The organism is Kordia sp. (assembly GCF_965224175.1).
Lineage (GTDB): Bacteria > Bacteroidota > Bacteroidia > Flavobacteriales > Flavobacteriaceae > Kordia.
Map to the genome: position 1 here is coordinate 2,068,628 of NZ_OZ245041.1, position 18,616 is coordinate 2,087,243.

Consider the following 18,616-nt stretch of genomic DNA (forward strand, 5'->3'; position numbering starts at 1 on the left):
TTTTTTTAAGAACTCAGTCAAAGTGTTTAATATTTCATTATTTTTGTTAAACAAAATCAACTTAATCGCAAATTATGAAATCATTCGTATTCAAATTCCTATCACTATCGCTCATTGCATTATTGTCTTTTAAAGCAAATGATGTACAAGAATTTCAAGGGAAAGCCTATTATTTTTCAAAGTCTAAGATGCAACTAGGAAGTTGGGGCGCACGAATGAGTGAAGCGCAGAAGAAAGATGTCGCTGCACGTTTAAAGAACCGATTGGAAAAAACATATGTATTGAGTTTTGATAAGGAAGCTTCTGTATTTAAAGAAGAAGATAAATTGGATGCTATTTCTGGCGCTACAGATTCATGGGGCGCAAATTTCTCCAGAGGTTATCAGTATAAGAATGTAAAGGATGTAGCACTCGTGCAAAGTCAAGAGTTTTATGGAAAGAAGTTTCTCGTAAAAGATAAGTTACATACGATTGACTGGAAAATGGGGAAAGAAACGAAGCAGATTGGACAATATACTTGTTTTAAAGCAACTGCGACTGTTTCACAAGACGATTTGTCTTGGTACAATTTTTCTTGGAGCGATTTGAGAAGAAAAGACGAAGATGGTGATGGAAAACCAGATGTTCCTATGGTTGAAGTTGAAGCTTGGTATTCACCACAAGTCCCTGTAAGTCATGGACCTGCCGAGTATTGGGGATTACCAGGATTGATTTTAGAAGTAAGCGCAGGCGATACTACTATGTTATGTTCTAAAATTGTGATCAATCCGGGAGAAGAAATTAAAATTGAAGCTCCAAAAGGTGGAAAAGAAATAACAAAGAGTAAGTATCAAGAAACCATCAAAGGAAAAATGCAAGAAATGATGAGTAACCGAGGAAGAAGACGCGGTTAATTTTTTTTAGTTTGGGATTAAACTTTTACTGTAATTGATAGTCTAAATTAAAAACTAACTAAAAATACCTAATGAAACAAGTACTTTGTATCATCCTACTTCTTGTAGTGAATTGCACTTTTGCACAAATTAAAATGGAAGGAGTTGTAAAGGATAGTCTGAACAAACCTTTGGAACTTGCAAATGTGATTGCGATTAACAAAACGTCTGGTACGTTAGAATCATACGGAATCACAGATAAGCTCGGAAAATACAAACTGAAGTTATCCAAAAATAACACCTATAAAATACAAGTAAGTTATATTGGTTTAAAGAATTTAGAAGAAGAACTTTCTACTAAAGAAACAGATATTACCAAGGATTTTGTGATGAAAAACAGCAACTCATTGGAAGCTGTTGAACTTACCTATGAAATGCCCGTGACCATTAAAGGTGATACGCTGGTATACAATGCAGATTCCTTTAAGAACGGAACCGAACGAAAGTTAGAAGATGTACTTGAAAAACTGCCCGGCGTAGAGATTAACGAAGACGGACAAGTAGAAGTTGAAGGGAAAGTTGTCAATAAGTTAATGGTAAATGGAAAAGATTTTTTTGATGGCGATACCAAATTAGCTACAAAAAATATTCCTTCTAAAGCTGTTGACAAGATTCAAGTATTGCGTAATTATTCGGAAGTCGGTCAATTACGTAATGTGACCAATAATCAAGATAGTGTTGCAATTAATATTAAGTTGAAAGAAGGAAAAGAAAATTTCTGGTTCGGAAATGTCACCGCTGGAAGTGGTTCGTCTCCCGATAATGAACTTTATTTGTTTCAACCTAAACTATTCTATTACAGTCCGAAGTATAGCTTAAATTTTATTGGAGATGTAAATAATATTGGTGAAGTGGCTTTGTCTCGACGTGATATTCGAGGATTTACAGGTGGTTTTCGTCCGCCAAGTAGAAGTAGCGGAACCAATATCAATCTCGGAGATAATGGGTTGAACTTTTTGACCAATCAGAATAATGCTTTAGAAATAGAAAGCAAATTAGCTACAGGAAACTTTAGCTATTCACCAAATAAAGCATTGGACTTGAGTGGATTTTTAATCTACAGCAGTAGCAGAATCTTATCAAGAGAATCGAGTTTTGTACAATATACAGATCCTGAATTAGGCATTCCAGATGAAGCTACCGAGCAACGAAGCAGAGAACGTTCTGATCAAGTAGTGGCAAAATTAAGTGCTTCATATAAGCCAAATTTCAACAATCAGTTAGATTATGACGTGATTGGACGTGTTTCAAATGATACACAAAATCAAGGTGTGTTTTCATCTGTTATCGGCAATACAGATCAAATTGATGAAGTAACTCCTTATAGCTTTAGCCAAAATCTAAATTATTATTACACGCTAAATGAGAATAATATTTTTGCGCTGGAAGCACAGCATTTAATCAAGAATGAAGATCCTTTTTACAATGCAATTTTAGACAATGATACCAATAGTGCTTTCGATACAACGGCAGAAGCATTAGGTTTAGATACAGACGTAGCTCAATACAATCTTAGACAAAACAGACGCATTAAATCGAATCAAGTAGACGCAAAGTTAGATTATTATAATATTTTGAATGCGCGAAGTAATATCAATATTACGTTTGGTACGATATTGAGTCGCCAGCAATTCAATTCGAATTTATTTCAGTTTTTAGGTCCTGGATTGACCTTGAATCCTACACCAACATTTAATGATGGACGTGCTACAAACGACACTGAATATAATTTTAGTGATATTTACTTAGGTTTTCATTACCGTTTAAAAAGTGGTAAGTTCACGTTTACACCAGGTTTTTCAGTACATGCTTACGGAAATAAAAACAGTCAATTTGGTGTTGAATACAAAGACAATTTCTTTAGAGTACTACCAGACTTTGAAACTCGAATTCAGTTTAAAAAGAGTGAAGCTTTAACGCTACGCTATCAAATGCGTAATCAGTTTACAGACGTAACGCGTTTGGCTGAAGGTTTGGTGATGAACAACTTCAATAGTTACCAATTTGGAGCGCCTGAATTACAAAATGCACTATCGCACAACGTAAGTTTGATTTATACAAGTTTCAACCTTTTTAATTATACAAATGTTTTTGCACGAGCTTCGTATTCTAATAATATTGATCAGATTCGTGGATTGACAGATTTTGAAAATGTAATTCGTACAAGTACGTTTTTTAATTCAAACTTTGCAGATGAGAATGTGAATGTATTTGGTCGCGTGCAACGTACTTTTGGAAAAGTTAGAGCGACATTGAACGCAAGTTTTAATTATAGTAAAATCAATCAGTTTATTCAACAGCGTCAGTCTGTAAATGAAGGTTTTACACAAACCTACACTCCTGGCATTCGAACTAATTTTAGAGTTGCACCAAACGTACAGTTACGTCATCGTTACAGTGTTACTGATAATACACAAGGTGGAAGAAGTACACAGTTTGTAACCAACGCTACTACGTTTGATTTTGACGCGTATATTTGGAAGCGAATCACATTCCGTACTGATTATACGTATACCAATCAAGATTTAGGAAATGGCGAATCGCAATCGTTTCAAACATGGAATGCAACACTATCCTACCGCAAGAATAGAGATGCAAAATGGGAATATGAGATTAAGGCAACAAACTTATTGAATATTGATTCGCAAGTACGAAACAGCGCGAATAATTTGTCTGTATTTAGTCAGGAAACTTTTATTCAACCACGATTTGTTACATTTCGATTTGTGTATACACTTTAGAAATAATGCCATCTATTTGCTAAAAATATATAAGAATAGCGTAATAGTTAATTGTAAAAACCGAGTAGTGTTCTTGAAATACTATTCGGTTTTTTTAATTTGATGAAGTTCCTATTATGAAAGCTATTGCTAAAGGCGATTTTTATTATTTAGCATAAGTTATCTATAATTCTATTTTACAAATATCTCTTGTCTCATTATGAATTATTCAAGAAATTAAGTAACTGTTCTTTAATAAAATAGTTCCAACCGCCCAAACAACTTTCTCGTGTAAACTCTGGAATTTCATCTGGAAAGTCTTCTATAACCGTTGTTGTGAGCGTTAGTATTGTTTCGTTATGAACTTCCTCTAATGTAAAGGTTACAAACGAATCTCCTGCTACATTTTCATATTTCCAATTGTAAACAATTTTTTGTTGTGGAATCACTTCTGTAACTGTCCATAAGTGGATAAAATCGCGTGAAGGTGCTTTGACATTGAATTTTGTTTGAAAACCTACCTCAGCTTTAAAATCGGGAATGTTATCAAAAAACCACTGTTGCATTTGCGAAACATCTGTAATCGCATTCCATACTGTTTTTGCAGATTGTGAGAAATGTTGTGACACTATTATTGGCGGTTCTGAGGTTTTCATATGAATTGATTTAGTATAAAGATAACTAAAAACAAAAAAGCGATCTTTTTCAAGATCGCTTTTCAATATAACATATTTGTTTATCTTCTATTCATTCTGTGACGCTCACGTGCTAATAATGTATTTTTTAACAACATCGCAATTGTCATCGGTCCTACTCCACCAGGAACTGGCGTAATGTGACTTGTCTTTTTGCGTACATTTTCGAAATCTACATCTCCTGTGATGCGATATCCACGCTTTTTAGTTTCGTCTGGAACACGTGTAATTCCTACATCGATTACTACAGCATCGTCTTTTACCATTTCTGCTTTTAAGAAATTTGGTTGCCCTAAAGCTGTAATGATGATATCTGCCTGACAGGTAATTTGAGTAATGTTTTTGGTGTGACTGTGTGTAAGTGTTACCGTAGAGTTTCCTGGAAAACCACGTCTTCCCATTAAGATACTCATTGGTCTTCCCACAATATGACTTCTTCCAATAACAACCGTGTGTTTTCCTTTGGTTTCTACATCATAACGCTCTAGTAATTCAAGAATTCCAAAAGGTGTTGCTGGAATAAACGTAGACATGTCTAGTGCCATCTTTCCAAAGTTTTCAGGATGGAATCCGTCGACATCTTTGTCTGGATGAACTGCCATTAATACTTTTTGCGTGTTAATTTGTGGTGGCAATGGCAATTGAATGATGAATCCGTCAATATCATCATTTTCATTGAGTTCATGAATCTTTTTTAATAGTTCAAGTTCTGAAGTCGTATTAGACATGCGTACTAAAGTTGATTCAAATCCTACGCGTTCGCAGGCACGTACTTTACTGCCTACATACGTTAAACTTGCTCCGTCATCTCCGACCAAAACGGCTGCCAAGTGTGGAACTTTTTCGCCGCGATCTTTCATTTTCTGGACTTCTGCTGCTATTTCGTCCTTGATATCATTTGATACCTTTTTTCCATCTAATAAAGTCATGTATAGTTGTGTTGTGTGTGTCTTTTTGGCTGTTGGCTGTTTATTTAAACAAACTTTTAGTTATAAACTGACAAGTAATTTTTCATTTAAAATTCAGCATTTAACATTTCAAACTAGCGTCCCATTCCTTTCATCATCTGCATCAGCTTTCTTCCGCCGCCACCTTGCATCATCTTCATCATCTTACTCATTTGATCAAATTGCTTTAACAATTGATTCATTTCTTGTACAGAACGTCCAGCTCCTTTTGCAATACGTTTTTTACGACTTGAGTTTATTAGAGATGGTTTAGAGCGTTCTGCTGGTGTCATAGAGTGAATTAATGCTTCAATATGTTTGAAAGCATCGTCTTCAATTTCCATACCTTTCATTGCTTTTGAAGCTCCTGGAATCATTCCGACTAAGTCTTTCATGTTCCCCATTTTCTTCACTTGTTGTATTTGTTTTAAGAAATCGTCAAAACCAAACTGGTTCTTTGCAATTTTCTTCTGTAGCTTTCTTGCTTCTTCTTCGTCAAACTGCTCTTGTGCTCTTTCTACTAACGAAACAACATCTCCCATTCCTAAAATACGATCTGCCATACGTGAAGGATAGAAAACATCAATAGCTTCCATTTTTTCACCTGTACCAATAAACTTGATTGGTTTGTTTACTACAGATTTAATAGAAATTGCAGCTCCACCACGAGTATCACCATCTAACTTTGTTAAAATAACTCCGTCGAAGTTTAAGATATCGTTGAAGGCTTTGGCTGTATTCACCGCATCTTGACCTGTCATAGAATCCACTACAAACAATGTTTCTTGTGGCTCAATAGCTTTGTGAATGTTTGCGATTTCGGTCATCATGGCTTCATCTACTGCCAAACGACCTGCGGTATCAATAATTACCACATTATGTCCGTTTTGCTTTGCATGTGCAATACCTGCTTGTGCAATAGCTACTGGATCATTGTTTCCTCTATCTGAAAATACATCTACCTTTATTTGCTCTCCTACTACATGCAACTGATCAATCGCCGCTGGACGGTATACATCACAAGCAACTAATAAAGGTTTTTTTGTTTTTTTGTTTTTTAAATAATTGGCAAGTTTTCCCGAAAACGTTGTTTTACCAGAACCTTGTAATCCAGACATTAAAATCACAGATGGTTTTCCTGAGAGGTTGATTCCTGCGGCATCTCCACCCATTAATTCGGTAAGTTCGTCTTTTACGATCTTTACCATTAATTGTCCTGGTTGTAGCGTAGTTAATACGTTTTGTCCTAAAGCTTTTTCTTTTACTCTTTTGGTAAAATCTTTTGCAATTTTAAAGTTCACATCGGCATCGAGTAACGCTCTTCTTACTTCTTTTAAAGTTTCCGCAACATTTACTTCCGTTATACTTCCATGTCCTTTAAGGACATGCATCGCTTTATCTAGCTTTTCACTTAAATTATTAAACATACGTCTGTATTCTTTTTTTGAGAAGTGGCAAAGATAGTAGAAACTTCTATATTTTGAAAGTATAAACGGACTGGTTTTTATTGCTTTTAGCTGTTGACAAAAGAAACTTTTCTATTCTTGTTTTAAAAACTAAAGCTTAAGAGTTACAATACTTAACTCTCTTTTACTTTTTAGATTTGAAGTTTGTGATTCAAATCGTAGTATTTTTAATTTGAATGTTCTTGTATACGGTTAGGTGTACTAATTTACTTTCTAAATCTTAAAGCTATGATTGATCTCTATAAATTAAAGTATCAGAGACATATTTTTAAAATTTACTTCCATTGATAATTTTATATATACGTTTATCTCAACACTGCGTTTTTAGATTGAAATTTATTGCCAAAAGCTTTCTATTTCTTCAAGAGACTTTCCTTTTGTTTCTGGAATGAATTTGTAGGTTAAAAAGATAATTATCAGAATAAATCCTATAAAAATGAAATAAGGTATTGAACCATTCCAAAAAGTGTTATTGTTAACCTCACTTTCCATCACTATTGGAAATGTTTGAGACACTAGGTAATTTGCTGCCCATTGTGCTGCCACAGCTACTGACATTGCTACACTACGTATTTTATTAGGGAACATTTCTGATAATATTACCCAAACAACTGGTCCCATTGATAAAGCAAATGACCCAATGAAGATGAGTACGCCTATTAATGAAATTAAACCTACCGCTTCTAGTTGTAACGATATTCCTAATAGTAGGAAACCAACAATCATACCTATTGAGCCAACATATAGTAATGGTTTTCTACCATACTTGTCTATAGTAAACATTGCTACAAATGTGAATACGAGATTGACTAGCGCTAATAATATTTGTTGTGCTAAAACATCTTCTTTACCAAATCCTAAAGCCTTTTCAAAAATATCTGCTCCATAATATAGTACAGCGTTGATGCCTGTAAATTGTTGCAATATGGATAGTGCTGTTCCTATAAAAATGATTGCTAAGATTGCTTTGGAAAAGTAATTGACATTCTCCTTTGTTTCATCTTTTTTTAAGGAAGCTTTAATTTCTTCTATTTCATGTTTAGCTTGCTTTTCTCCATGAATTTTATTTAAAATATGTAATGCTTGTTCTTCTTCTCCTTTTATAGCTAGCCATCTTGGACTTTTTGGCACTAAAAATAAAAGCGCTAAAAACAATAAACTAGGAATAAGTTCTGACCAAAACATACGTCGCCAACCAAATTGAATATTTTCTGCTTCAGATAAGTTATTGCCAATAAAGTAGGTTGCTAGAAAGACCACAAAAAAACCAACGACTATAGCTAGTTGATAATAGGTTACCATTTTACCTCTGATTTTACTTGGCGCAATTTCTGCAATGTACATTGGTGCATTCATAGAAGCAATACCAATTCCTAATCCACCTATGATTCTAAAGATAACTAACATCGTAACGGTTTCTGGTACTACTTCTGGCAGACCTGAGCCCCAAGCCGAAACAGAAAATAAGATTGCTGATATGATTAACGACCTTTTTCTACCTATGTTAATGCTTATAGGTCCAGCTACAATTGCTCCAATAAAACAGCCTAACAATGCGCTTCCTACTACCCAACCTTTTAGTGTTGCATCAAGTTCAAAGTATTTGCTAAGATAAAATTGAGCTCCATTAATTACTCCTGTATCATAACCAAATAAGAGTCCACCTAGTGCAGATATAGTTGTAATAAGCAGTAAGAATGTTTTTTTATTCATTGTGTATAATTATAGTTAGTTCAAATTCTTTGTAAACCGGCAAGTTATATTACTAACATTGCAAGTCTTATGTATAACACCTTTCAGTTTTCATGACTTATAACGTGAAAAATAATCCGTTTTAAGCAGCATATTCGCTCATATTATTTATGGTAGAATTCTATTCAACAAAAATGATTTCACTTTGTTCAGAAATTCCATTTTCATTGTATGATTCTATGGTAAAATAATACGAACTATCTTTATCTAGACAGCGCATAAAATGTGTGTTAGTATCATACACTTGCCAAGATTGATATAGTTTATCTGGTGCAATTCCCCAGCGAATGTTATAGCCTTGTGCATTTTCAACTGCATCCCAAGACAATGATGTATTTCTTCGATCTTTTTCTCGGTTAATTTTAACGTTAGCTACTTTATTTGACACTTCTCCTAAACCAAGTCCAAAGATCCTGACTTCTGACATCGCGAAGTTATTCCCAGGCACTTTTATATTATTGTATCTTATATATTTTGCCTTTACTGGATGTTTTAAAACAATGTATGCATTTGGTGAATCTTGGTCGCTGTTACTTCTATCAATAACAGTTTCCCAGTGACTTCCATCTTCTGAAGTTTCAATAGTAAAACGATGGTTTAAACCCTCAACACGTGTGTATATCCCAGATTCGTGATCATGATAGTTTAGTTGAATAGCATGTACTGTTCCCGTCTTTTTCATTTCAATGGTAAGCCATTGTTCATTGTTATTTGCTTCCGCAACCCAAAAAGTTTTGGGATTTTCATCTGTTAGTACTTTTGTAGTGATTTCTCCTTTTAAATTTTTATGTATGGGTAATTCTTTGATTTCTATCTCATCATCATTGGAAGTAAACTTCATTACTTGTTTTAGCGAAGAGGAAACTGTCACATTTCCTTTATAAGACAATAACATCCAACCATTGTGATGTCCAGCTTTGTTGGGATGATATGGACCAAAACGCGGATAATCACCATAGGCTGTATTGCTATACATTAATCCATCTTCGTCAAAATAAGTAGGGAACATGCACAACCTACGTTCCCATTGTGCATTAGAAGCCAAAGCCATGGTAGCAAAATGCCAGTATTGTCCATTAGTTTGTTTAACTGTGATACCATGCCCTGCTCCATTTGTAAATCCACCAGGTTTAAAACTCATAGGATTATTTTTCATATAACCAAACGGTCCAAGTGGTGAATCTCCAACATAAACCCCATCTGCATATACATTGAATTGTGTTCCTGGAGCCGCATATTGCAAGTAGTACTTTCCTTTATGTTTGGTCATTGAAGCACCTTCCATATAACCTTCTTTGATTTTAGGATGAAAGTTATTTTCGCCAAAGCGTTCCCAGCCATGTTTTTCTTCTACGAGATTGATCAAGTCTTTTTTAATCCCTGTTTCTAAAAAACGATCTTCTTTATTTAGTGTTTTTACACGCAGCGGATGCAAGTTTGACGAACCCCAATATAAATATGTTTTACCGTCATCGTCTATAAATAATTCTGAGTCTTGAATATTATTGGAAATTGAAGCTGTTGGAGTCCACAATCCTTTTTTAGGATCATCTGTGTATAAAATACTTCCGTAACCAGCAGGATTTCCAGCAAAATAAACTAACGAATCTTTATAATTAAATGCTGTTGGTGCGTTGCTACCTTCAAAAAACCATTGTTGTGGTTTTATAAATTTCCAATTGACTAAATCGATGGAATGCCAATATCCAAACGATCGTGTTACAAACATGTAATATTCACCTTTAAATTCAATAACTGCTGGATCGGCGCCAGAACGATATGATTGATTATTACTAGAATTGTATACCATATAGGTATAGTCAATGTCTAGCGGATTGATGTAGGTTTGTGATGTATTTATATTTGTATTTTTTGTTGCGTTATCTTTAGCAATTGTATTTTTTTCTTGGGTTTTCTTACAAGAAAAAAGTACCGTGATCACTAATATTAATTGTATTGTTTTTACGAATTTCATATTACATTGGTACTATTATATCTCTGCATTTTCTCCTAATTGTTTAGTAGCTTTTCTTGTTGATTTTTTAGTGTTTTTTAATTGTATCTGAAACTATTCTATCAGTTCAAAACTAATAGCCGTGCCACCTCCTTTAGCTAAGTTCAATTTTAAACTAGATGTCTGCGTTACAGTTTTTGTTAGTATTTCATAGCTTTTTGGGTTTTCTTGCCAATCAGCATCTTCTCCATCTTGATAGATTATTGCTTTGTATTTTTTCCCTTTTGTTAGAAAATCTAATTTAATTGTGGTTTGCCTAGCATTTTTATTCGTTATAGCGCCTAAAAACCAGTTTTCAGAATTCTTATCTTTACGTACTACTGTAATATAATGACCTGGCTCTGCTTCTAGATATATAGATTTTTGCCAATCTAAAGGAACATCTTTTATGAATTGAAATGCATCTAAATGCTTTTCATAATTTCTTGGAAGGTCTGCTGCCATTTGTAATGGTGAATATAACGTAACATATAATGCTAATTGTTTCGCTAATGTAGTATGTACTTGTTCTCTTTTTGTAGGATCATATGCGCTCATTTTTAATTCGAAAATTCCGGGTGTATAATCCATTGGTCCTCCAAGTAATCTTGTAAATGGTAAGATGGTTTCATGTTCTGGAGGATTGCCTTTACTCCAAGCATTGAACTCATTTCCTCGAGCTGCTTCAGAAGCAATATAATTTGGATACGTTCTATGATAACCGCTTGGTCTTACACTTTCGTGAGAATTTACCATGATGTTATATTCGGCTGCACGTTGTGTTACAAAATTTAAATGATTCACCATAGTTTGCCCATCGTGAAATTCTCCTCGAGGAATTATTCGACCTACATATCCCGATTTTACGGCAGGATAATTATACTTCTTCATTAGTCCTAAGGCTCGGTCTAGGTGTCGTTCGTAATTGGCTACAGAACCAGAAGTTTCGTTGTGCATGATCATTTTTACACCTTTAGCTTTGGCGTAATCAGCAATTTCTTTAATATTAAAATCTGGATATGGTGTTATAAAATCAAATACATCTTCTTTCCATTTGCCATACCAATCTTCCCATCCTACATTCCAACCTTCCACTAAAACACCATCAAAACCATGTTTGGCAGCAAAATCAATATATTTTTTTGTATTTTCGGTAGTTGCTCCATGTTTCCCACTAGGAATCATATTGCCAACAGCGGTTCCTGCATTGTGTGCATTTTGACTTCCTGCATAATCCCAAGTTGATATCCCAATGTGCATTTCCCACCAAATGCCTATATATTTCATAGGTTTTATCCAAGATGTATCTTGAATTTCACATGGCTCATTTAGGTTTAAAATCATTTTAGAACTTAGTATATCTTTTGCATCATCACTCACCATAATAGTTCTCCATGGAGATTGAGAAGGAGTTCGTAAATACGCCTTATCACCTATTGCATTTGGAGCTAAGTTTGCAGTAAGTTGAAATGTGTCAATGTCTACGTCTAGGTGCATGACTGGATAGTTAAGCACAGCTGCTTCAAAGATATTGATGTACAATCCGCTAGAAGACTTCATCATTAAAGGTGATTGTACTCTGTATTGACTTAAAATACTTTTTAAACCAACTCCGTTTTCTAAGTCTAATTTAGCATTATCAATCTCGGAGATTTTTGTTTCATTATATGCATACTCTTGACTATCATAATCTCCTGGAATCCAAAATGTTTTATGATCTCCCGTTAATGTAAATTCTGTGTTTTCTTCTGAAATGACAAAATATTTTACTTCATTATCAATCGGGAATTCATATCGAAATGCTACACCTTCATCAAATACTTTAAAGACAATGTTTAGTTTAGTGTTGGTGTCTTTCTGATTTAGAAAAAATCGTATTTCGTTGTAATGGTTTGTAATAGTTGAATCTTCTCCAAGTACTGGTTTCCATGTTTCATTAACTGTTTTTTTTTCAGTTTTGATCATACTGAAATCTTTAGTTAAGGCAATTCCATCTTTTACGGATATCCCTAATTTACTCTTTGAGATGATTGTATTTTCTTTATAAGATACTTGGTATGTAGGTTCTCCTTTTTCAGTTAATGAAAAATTTACTTTTATGTTTTTTGAAGGCGATGTTACGTCTTGAGCAAATGTTTTATACAAACAACCAAACAGTAAAAGGATTATGGATATTTTTTTCATTGCATGAAAATTATTCGGTTAACGTAAATTTTGATTTTAATGTTGTATTTGAATCTGTGCCAATGAAGACTTCAAAATCTCCTGATTCTGCAACAAAATCAAAGTCGTAGTTATAGAATTTTAAGTCTTCAATAGATATGGTAAATGTTACGGTTTTTGTTTCTCCTTTTTTAAGGAATATTTTTTGAAATCCTTTTAGTTCTTTGACAGGTCTTGTTACTGTACCTACAAGATCTCTAATGTATAGCTGCACCACTTCTTTTCCATCATAGTTTCCTGTATTTGTAATGTCTACAGATACGTTTATAGTGTCGTTATTAGTCATTGAAGTTTTATCTAGTTTTATTTTGCCATACTCAAAAGTTGTGTAACTCAATCCATAACCAAACGGATACAATGCTTCGTTACGAACATCAAGATAATTAGTCTTAAATTTTTCAAATTTACCTTCATTGTTTCCTAGTGGCCTTCCTGTATTTTTGTGATTGTAATACAACGGAACTTGACCTACATTTCTAGGAAAGGTCATGGTTAGCTTTCCTGATGGATTGACATCTCCGAAAAGGACATCTGATATCGACAAACCTGCTTCACTCCCTGGAAACCAAACGTTAAGAATTACTGGAACAGTTTCACTTTCTTCAACTAAGGTTAATGGTCGTCCAGTAAATAATACCAAAACCACTGGTTTTCCTGTTTTTAGTAGTGCTTGTAATAAATCTTTTTGAACTTGAGGAATTTCTATGTTGGTACGACTGCTACTTTCTCCACTAAACTCTGAGGTTTCGCCAATTGTAGCAACAATAACATCCGATTTTTTAGCAATAGACAAAGCTTCATTTAAAAGCTGTTTGTCTGTTTTTTCATCTCTAGGAATGTCTTTCCCAAACATGGTAACTCTTTTTTCTAGTGCTAAGTCTTTAGTAATGTTGCTTCCTTTTGCATATAATAGGTTAACTTGATTCCCAACTGTCTGCTCTAAACCATCCCAAACCGAAATAGCTGTTGCGTGATCTGTAGATACACTCCAAGTACCAGGCATATTGTTACTAGCCTTCGCTAATGGACCAATAACAGCAATTGTACCTGACTTTTTTAAAGGTAAAAGCTGATTGTTATTTTTCAATAATACTGTAGATTCTGCGCCAACTAATCGAGCAAAGCTACGATTGACTTGTGTGTAGGTCTGATTTTCTGAACGTTTTACATTACAATATTTATATGGGTCGTCAAATAGTCCAAGTTTATATTTAGCTGTTAGTATTCGAGCAACCGCTTTATCAATATCTTCTATGGTAATTTTCCCTTTGTTTATCGCTTCTTTTAGAGTATTGGTATAGGATGCTGCAATATTAGGTGAATCGCCTGCCATATCCATATCTAATCCTGCTTTTAATGCTAACGTAGTGACATCAAATTCGTCTCCCATTCCATGCGCTCTCATTTCGTAAATTCCTGTATAGTCTGATACTACAAATCCATTAAAACCCCAATCGTCGCGTAACAAATCGGTTAATAACCATTTATTCCCAGTTGCAGGAATACCATCTATTTCGTTGAATGATGCCATCACAGAACCCGCACCTTCTTCTATAGCTGCTTTGTAAGGTGGTAAATATTCATTGTACATTTTTATACGACTCATATCTACAGTATTATAGTCTCTTCCTGCTTCAGATGCTCCATATAAAGCAAAATGCTTCACACAAGACATGATTGTATATTCAGCAGCTAATGAATCTTGCTGGTATCCTTTTACCATTGCTTGCGCTATTTTCCCTCCTAAATAAGGGTCTTCTCCTCCTCCTTCAGAAACGCGTCCCCAACGTGGGTCTCTAGAAATGTCTACCATAGGTGAAAAAGTCCAATTTATTCCATTAGCACTAGCTTCATTGGCAGCAATTTTCGCTGTTTTTTCTATTAGCTCCATGTCCCAAGAACAAGACAATCCTAATGGAATAGGAAAAGTTGTTTTATAACCATGAATTACGTCCATTCCAAAAATTAATGGAATTCCTAAGCGACTTTTCTCTACCGCAATCTTCTGAATTTCATAGATGTTTTTTATGTCTTTTATATTGAAAAGTCCGCCAATTTTTCCTTCTTCTATTTTTTTGACAACTCCAGTACTTTTAGAAGATCCTGTTGTAATAGGACCCGTTGCAGGAAGATTTAGTTGCCCTATTTTTTCATCTATAGTCATTATACTAATAATGGAATCTACTTTTTGTTTGTATAGATTACTCGTAGTTTTTGGAGTTTTATTTTTAATGACTGTGTTACAAGAAGGTATCGTAATTAAAGTAATACCGACAATGATTAGTTTTATATTTTTCAGTATGGTCTTAGTCATTTTTTATTTTTTTGATTTAGAAAAAAGCCATGATAATAATTTTGATTCTGCAAAGGCTAAATCCCAACTATTATGATTTGCATTGGCGTATAGTGTAAAATTTGGTTTTCCTCCATTATTTAATATTGCGCTTACCATCTTTATAGATCCTTTTGGGTCTATTACATTATCTTCTGCTCCATGAAAAATCCACATGTCTACTTTTTTAGCATATTTTTTAGTTAATTCAGCGTTACCATCTCCGCAAATGGCAAATGCTGCAGCAAACATATCTGGTAGTCTTGATAAAATTTCAAAGGTTCCCATTCCTCCCATTGATAAACCTCCAACATAAATTTTGTTTTTATTTACATAGTTTTTACTAGTTAATTCCTGCATTAAACTCATGACAAGTTGCATTGACTTTGTTGACTTCTTATTTTTTGGAAATACTAAATTTATAGGATAACTACTTCTATCTATTTCAGCATTGGACCAATAACTATTTTTTGGGCATTGTGGAAATACTATGATTGCAGGAAAGGAATCACGATTGGTTGTATTTGCAAATAGTTTACTTCCATGAAGAAGTTGTTTTTGGTTATCACTTCCACGTTCTCCTGCTCCATGAAGAAACAGTACAACAGGATATTGTTTAGTTTCAGAAAAATCTTTAGGATACATTATTCGGTATTTTAAGGTATCCTTTCCTTCTGAGTGAATTCTGTGTTTATATAAATCTTCTTGTGCTGTAACCAACGTACAGAAAACAACTAAACTTAAGGTTAATACATTCTTGATTAGTTTCATTTCTATTTTTTAATAAGTAAAGTTTAAGGCATTCAAACTATTTTGAACATCTTCATTTTGCATGAATAAATTCCATAGTAAACCTGAACGATAATTTTCTATCATGATGATTTGTGGCCCTTGATCTATGGCTAAGTAACGTTCCGTAACCCAATTGTAATGAGGACTAAATGCATCGTAAAAGCCTGCAGGTCCCATTAGTTCATTGTCATAAAAAAAGCGCATTGCAGCTAGAGACTTTTCAGGTGTATATGGTATAGAACTTATAGCAGCGGTTGGCGAAATAACACCAGAATCGTTTTCTGGGTCATGTGCAGAATAGCCAACACTTCCATCAGTGTTTCGGGAGTAACTTGCTGTTAATCCCCAACAAGTTGATCCGTAATCATCATAGTTGTTTGGATTATTGACACAGTATTGATAATTAATATTCGTATGATTCACATTCAAATCCCAGTAATTAGCATACTGATCTGATAAGTTTGTTGGGTTTAAACCTATATACGAATAATGAGCCCAAAACAAAGGTCCTGTCCCAGATCCTGCATGATCTAAAATTAAAGGAATACCATATTGTATCGACGAGGAAGTTATAGCTCCATTATTTGCCCAACCTTGATGGTATGCAGCTACAGGAATAGGATGATTGGGTGAAGCTACTCCTAAAATAAATGCAATTAGTGCTTCATTATACCCTTGAAGTTTAAGGTTAATTCCAAATTCATTTGTAGGACTCCAATGCCAATATAATTCATTCTGATTTTGCGTATACCAATTCCATTCTATACTTTTCCATAATTGATCTGCTTGTGTTGCAAGTGCATCTTCTGCCGCAGTACCACCTTCTAAATATTCTTTTACACAAATAAGTCCTTGTGCAAAAAATGCAGTTTCTACAATATCACCTCCATCATCTAAAGCACTAAAAGGAATGACAGCACCTGATATTCCATGTATCCAATGAGACCATGCTCCATGAAAGCGTTCAGCGTTTTCGAAAAAGTTTAAAATTTGAGTTAGTCTTTCAACACCTTCATTTCTGGAAATATATCCACGTTCCATACCAACTATGATAGTCATGAGCCCAAAACCACTTCCTCCAGTTGTTACGACATATTGGCTATCTGTAGGATCATTTGGGTGATATCGTTCTCTTGCTGCACCAGAATTACTTTCTGCATAATTCCAGAAATATTTAAAAGTTTCTCGTTGTACTAAGTCCATCAATTCTACATCCGACAAGGTTTCTTCAAGATTATTATTGGACGACTCTTGACGCGTTGGAACATCATCATCTGCACAACCTATAAAAACAAGAAGTAATAGTATGTATGTTAACTTCTTCATTTAATCATTTTTTTCATACGTAAATCCTAACTTTAGTAAACCTTTTTTCACTTCTTTATTTTTCATAAATAGTTTCCATAAAAGTCCTGTTCTGTAGTTTTCAATCATTATAGGAATTGGACCTTGATCTATAGCTAGATATCTTGGTAAATACCAATTGCTTTCAAAGCTAAAAGCATCATAAGGACCATATTTACCAACTAGACTATCATGGTTTTTATAAATGTTCACTAAAACATTCATACTTTCTTTGGGTGTATACGGGAATGATGATAAAGCTGCTGTAGGTGCTATGACGCCTATATCTTTTTCTGGTCTATGTGCATAATAACCTTTTATAGAATAGCTAGAAGTCAGTCCCCAAAGACTATCTCCATACCCTTTAAACTTTTTAGGGTTATCTACACCGTATTTATAATGAATTTTTGCATGATTCTTTGTTAACTTCCAATAGTTTGCATATTGGTCCGATAGCTCTTTGGGATTTAATCCTAAATAGGAATAATGTGCCCAAAATAATGGACCGACAGGATCTTCATCGTGTTCAAAATAATTGAGAACTAAATCTTCGCCATAGTAGGATTTGTTTGATATTATTTTTCCATTTCTTGCCCAGCCATTTTCATAAACACTTTTAGAAATAGAATGCGTAGGTGAAGCTGCCGCAAGTATGTACATAATTAGGCATTCATTGTAACCTCCTACTCGGAAGTTCATATCCCAACCATATTTTGGAGACCAATGCCAGTATAAAACTTCTTCACCACCTTTAGTATACCAATCCCATTCTACATCTCTCCAGAGTTTGTCAATTTTAGTGACTAGTTCTTTTTCTTTTTCATTTCCATTTTTAAAGTATTCTGAAACTGTTAGTAGACCTTGAATAAGAAATGCTGTTTCTACTAAATCGCCTCCATCATCTTTTTTGCCGAATGGTCGAACTCTTCCTGTTTCTCCATCAATCCAATGTGGCCAAGCACCATGAAAACGATCTGCTTGGCTTAGGAAATTAACAATTTTCAAATATCGGTTCAGCGCTTGTTTTCTGGAAATCCATCCACGTTCAACACCCACCAAAATAGCCATTACTCCAAAACCACTTCCTCCTGTAGTCACTGTATTTTTTGGAGAAGCAGGATGGTAAATATTATCTATGTGTATACGCTCTCTTGCTAATCCTGAATTAGGTTCTGCTCCATCCCAGAAATAATTAAACGTTTGATATTGTATGGTATCTAAAAGCTGTTCGTTGTTTAATTCAATTTTAGTGTTTTCAATTAATGCTGCATTTAAGTTTCCATTGGATTTTATATTTTTCTTACAGCTAAATACAAGAAAGAGTATGACTCCTAGAATGATGAATGTATATTTTTGTTTAAAAAATTTCATTGTAGGTGGCTTATTGAAAAACTTTAGCTGCATTTATTTTAAAAAATCC

The 18,616-nt window shown here is 34.2% G+C and carries 12 protein-coding genes; 2 read left to right on the top strand and 10 right to left on the bottom strand.

The features are described 5' to 3' along the window. Nucleotides 1-74 precede the first annotated feature (74 nt). Nucleotides 75-893, top strand: a complete 819-nt coding sequence (locus ACOQOS_RS08985) for a GLPGLI family protein (RefSeq protein WP_420574638.1) — start codon at nucleotides 75-77, stop codon at nucleotides 891-893. A gap of 71 nt (nucleotides 894-964) precedes the next feature. Continuing rightward, nucleotides 965-3,673, top strand: coding sequence for a carboxypeptidase-like regulatory domain-containing protein (locus ACOQOS_RS08990; protein ID WP_420574639.1), 2,709 nt, complete (start codon nucleotides 965-967; stop codon nucleotides 3,671-3,673). A 197-nt stretch (nucleotides 3,674-3,870) separates the two neighbouring features. Here the strand turns inward: ACOQOS_RS08990 and ACOQOS_RS08995 are convergent, their stop codons facing one another. The 10 genes from ACOQOS_RS08995 to ACOQOS_RS09040 form a co-directional block, all read right to left on the bottom strand. Next, complete coding sequence (locus tag ACOQOS_RS08995) at nucleotides 3,871-4,308, bottom strand: SRPBCC family protein (RefSeq protein ID WP_420574640.1); 438 nt, start codon at nucleotides 4,306-4,308, stop codon at nucleotides 3,871-3,873. Nucleotides 4,309-4,388: 80 nt separating this feature from the next. Continuing rightward, nucleotides 4,389-5,276 (bottom strand): bifunctional 5,10-methylenetetrahydrofolate dehydrogenase/5,10-methenyltetrahydrofolate cyclohydrolase, encoded by an 888-nt coding sequence (locus tag ACOQOS_RS09000; protein WP_420574641.1) that lies wholly within the window; start codon nucleotides 5,274-5,276, stop codon nucleotides 4,389-4,391. Nucleotides 5,277-5,389: 113 nt separating this feature from the next. Further along, nucleotides 5,390-6,721, bottom strand: coding sequence for a signal recognition particle protein (gene ffh, locus ACOQOS_RS09005; RefSeq protein WP_420574642.1), 1,332 nt, complete (start codon nucleotides 6,719-6,721; stop codon nucleotides 5,390-5,392). Between the two features lie 375 nt (nucleotides 6,722-7,096). Then, nucleotides 7,097-8,473, bottom strand: coding sequence for a sugar porter family MFS transporter (locus ACOQOS_RS09010; RefSeq protein ID WP_420574643.1), 1,377 nt, complete (start codon nucleotides 8,471-8,473; stop codon nucleotides 7,097-7,099). Nucleotides 8,474-8,633: 160 nt separating this feature from the next. Next, complete coding sequence (locus ACOQOS_RS09015; RefSeq protein ID WP_420574644.1) at nucleotides 8,634-10,487, bottom strand: family 43 glycosylhydrolase; 1,854 nt, start codon at nucleotides 10,485-10,487, stop codon at nucleotides 8,634-8,636. Between the two features lie 93 nt (nucleotides 10,488-10,580). Further along, entirely contained in the window at nucleotides 10,581-12,689 is a 2,109-nt protein-coding gene (locus ACOQOS_RS09020) for a glycoside hydrolase family 97 protein (RefSeq protein ID WP_420574645.1), read from the bottom strand. Between the two features lie 10 nt (nucleotides 12,690-12,699). After that, nucleotides 12,700-15,042, bottom strand: a complete 2,343-nt coding sequence (gene bglX, locus ACOQOS_RS09025) for a beta-glucosidase BglX (protein WP_420574646.1) — start codon at nucleotides 15,040-15,042, stop codon at nucleotides 12,700-12,702. A gap of 3 nt (nucleotides 15,043-15,045) precedes the next feature. Then, nucleotides 15,046-15,831 carry a prolyl oligopeptidase family serine peptidase gene (locus ACOQOS_RS09030; protein ID WP_420574647.1) on the bottom strand — a complete coding sequence of 262 codons (786 nt, stop codon included), beginning with the start codon at nucleotides 15,829-15,831 and terminating at the stop codon, nucleotides 15,046-15,048. A gap of 9 nt (nucleotides 15,832-15,840) precedes the next feature. Continuing rightward, nucleotides 15,841-17,178 (bottom strand): glucoamylase family protein, encoded by a 1,338-nt coding sequence (locus tag ACOQOS_RS09035; protein ID WP_420574648.1) that lies wholly within the window; start codon nucleotides 17,176-17,178, stop codon nucleotides 15,841-15,843. Further along, the gene (locus ACOQOS_RS09040) at nucleotides 17,179-18,567 is read right to left on the bottom strand and encodes a glucoamylase family protein (RefSeq protein ID WP_420574649.1); all 1,389 of its coding nucleotides are present in this window, start codon (nucleotides 18,565-18,567) and stop codon (nucleotides 17,179-17,181) included. It lies immediately after the preceding gene. Nucleotides 18,568-18,616: the final 49 nt, after the last annotated feature.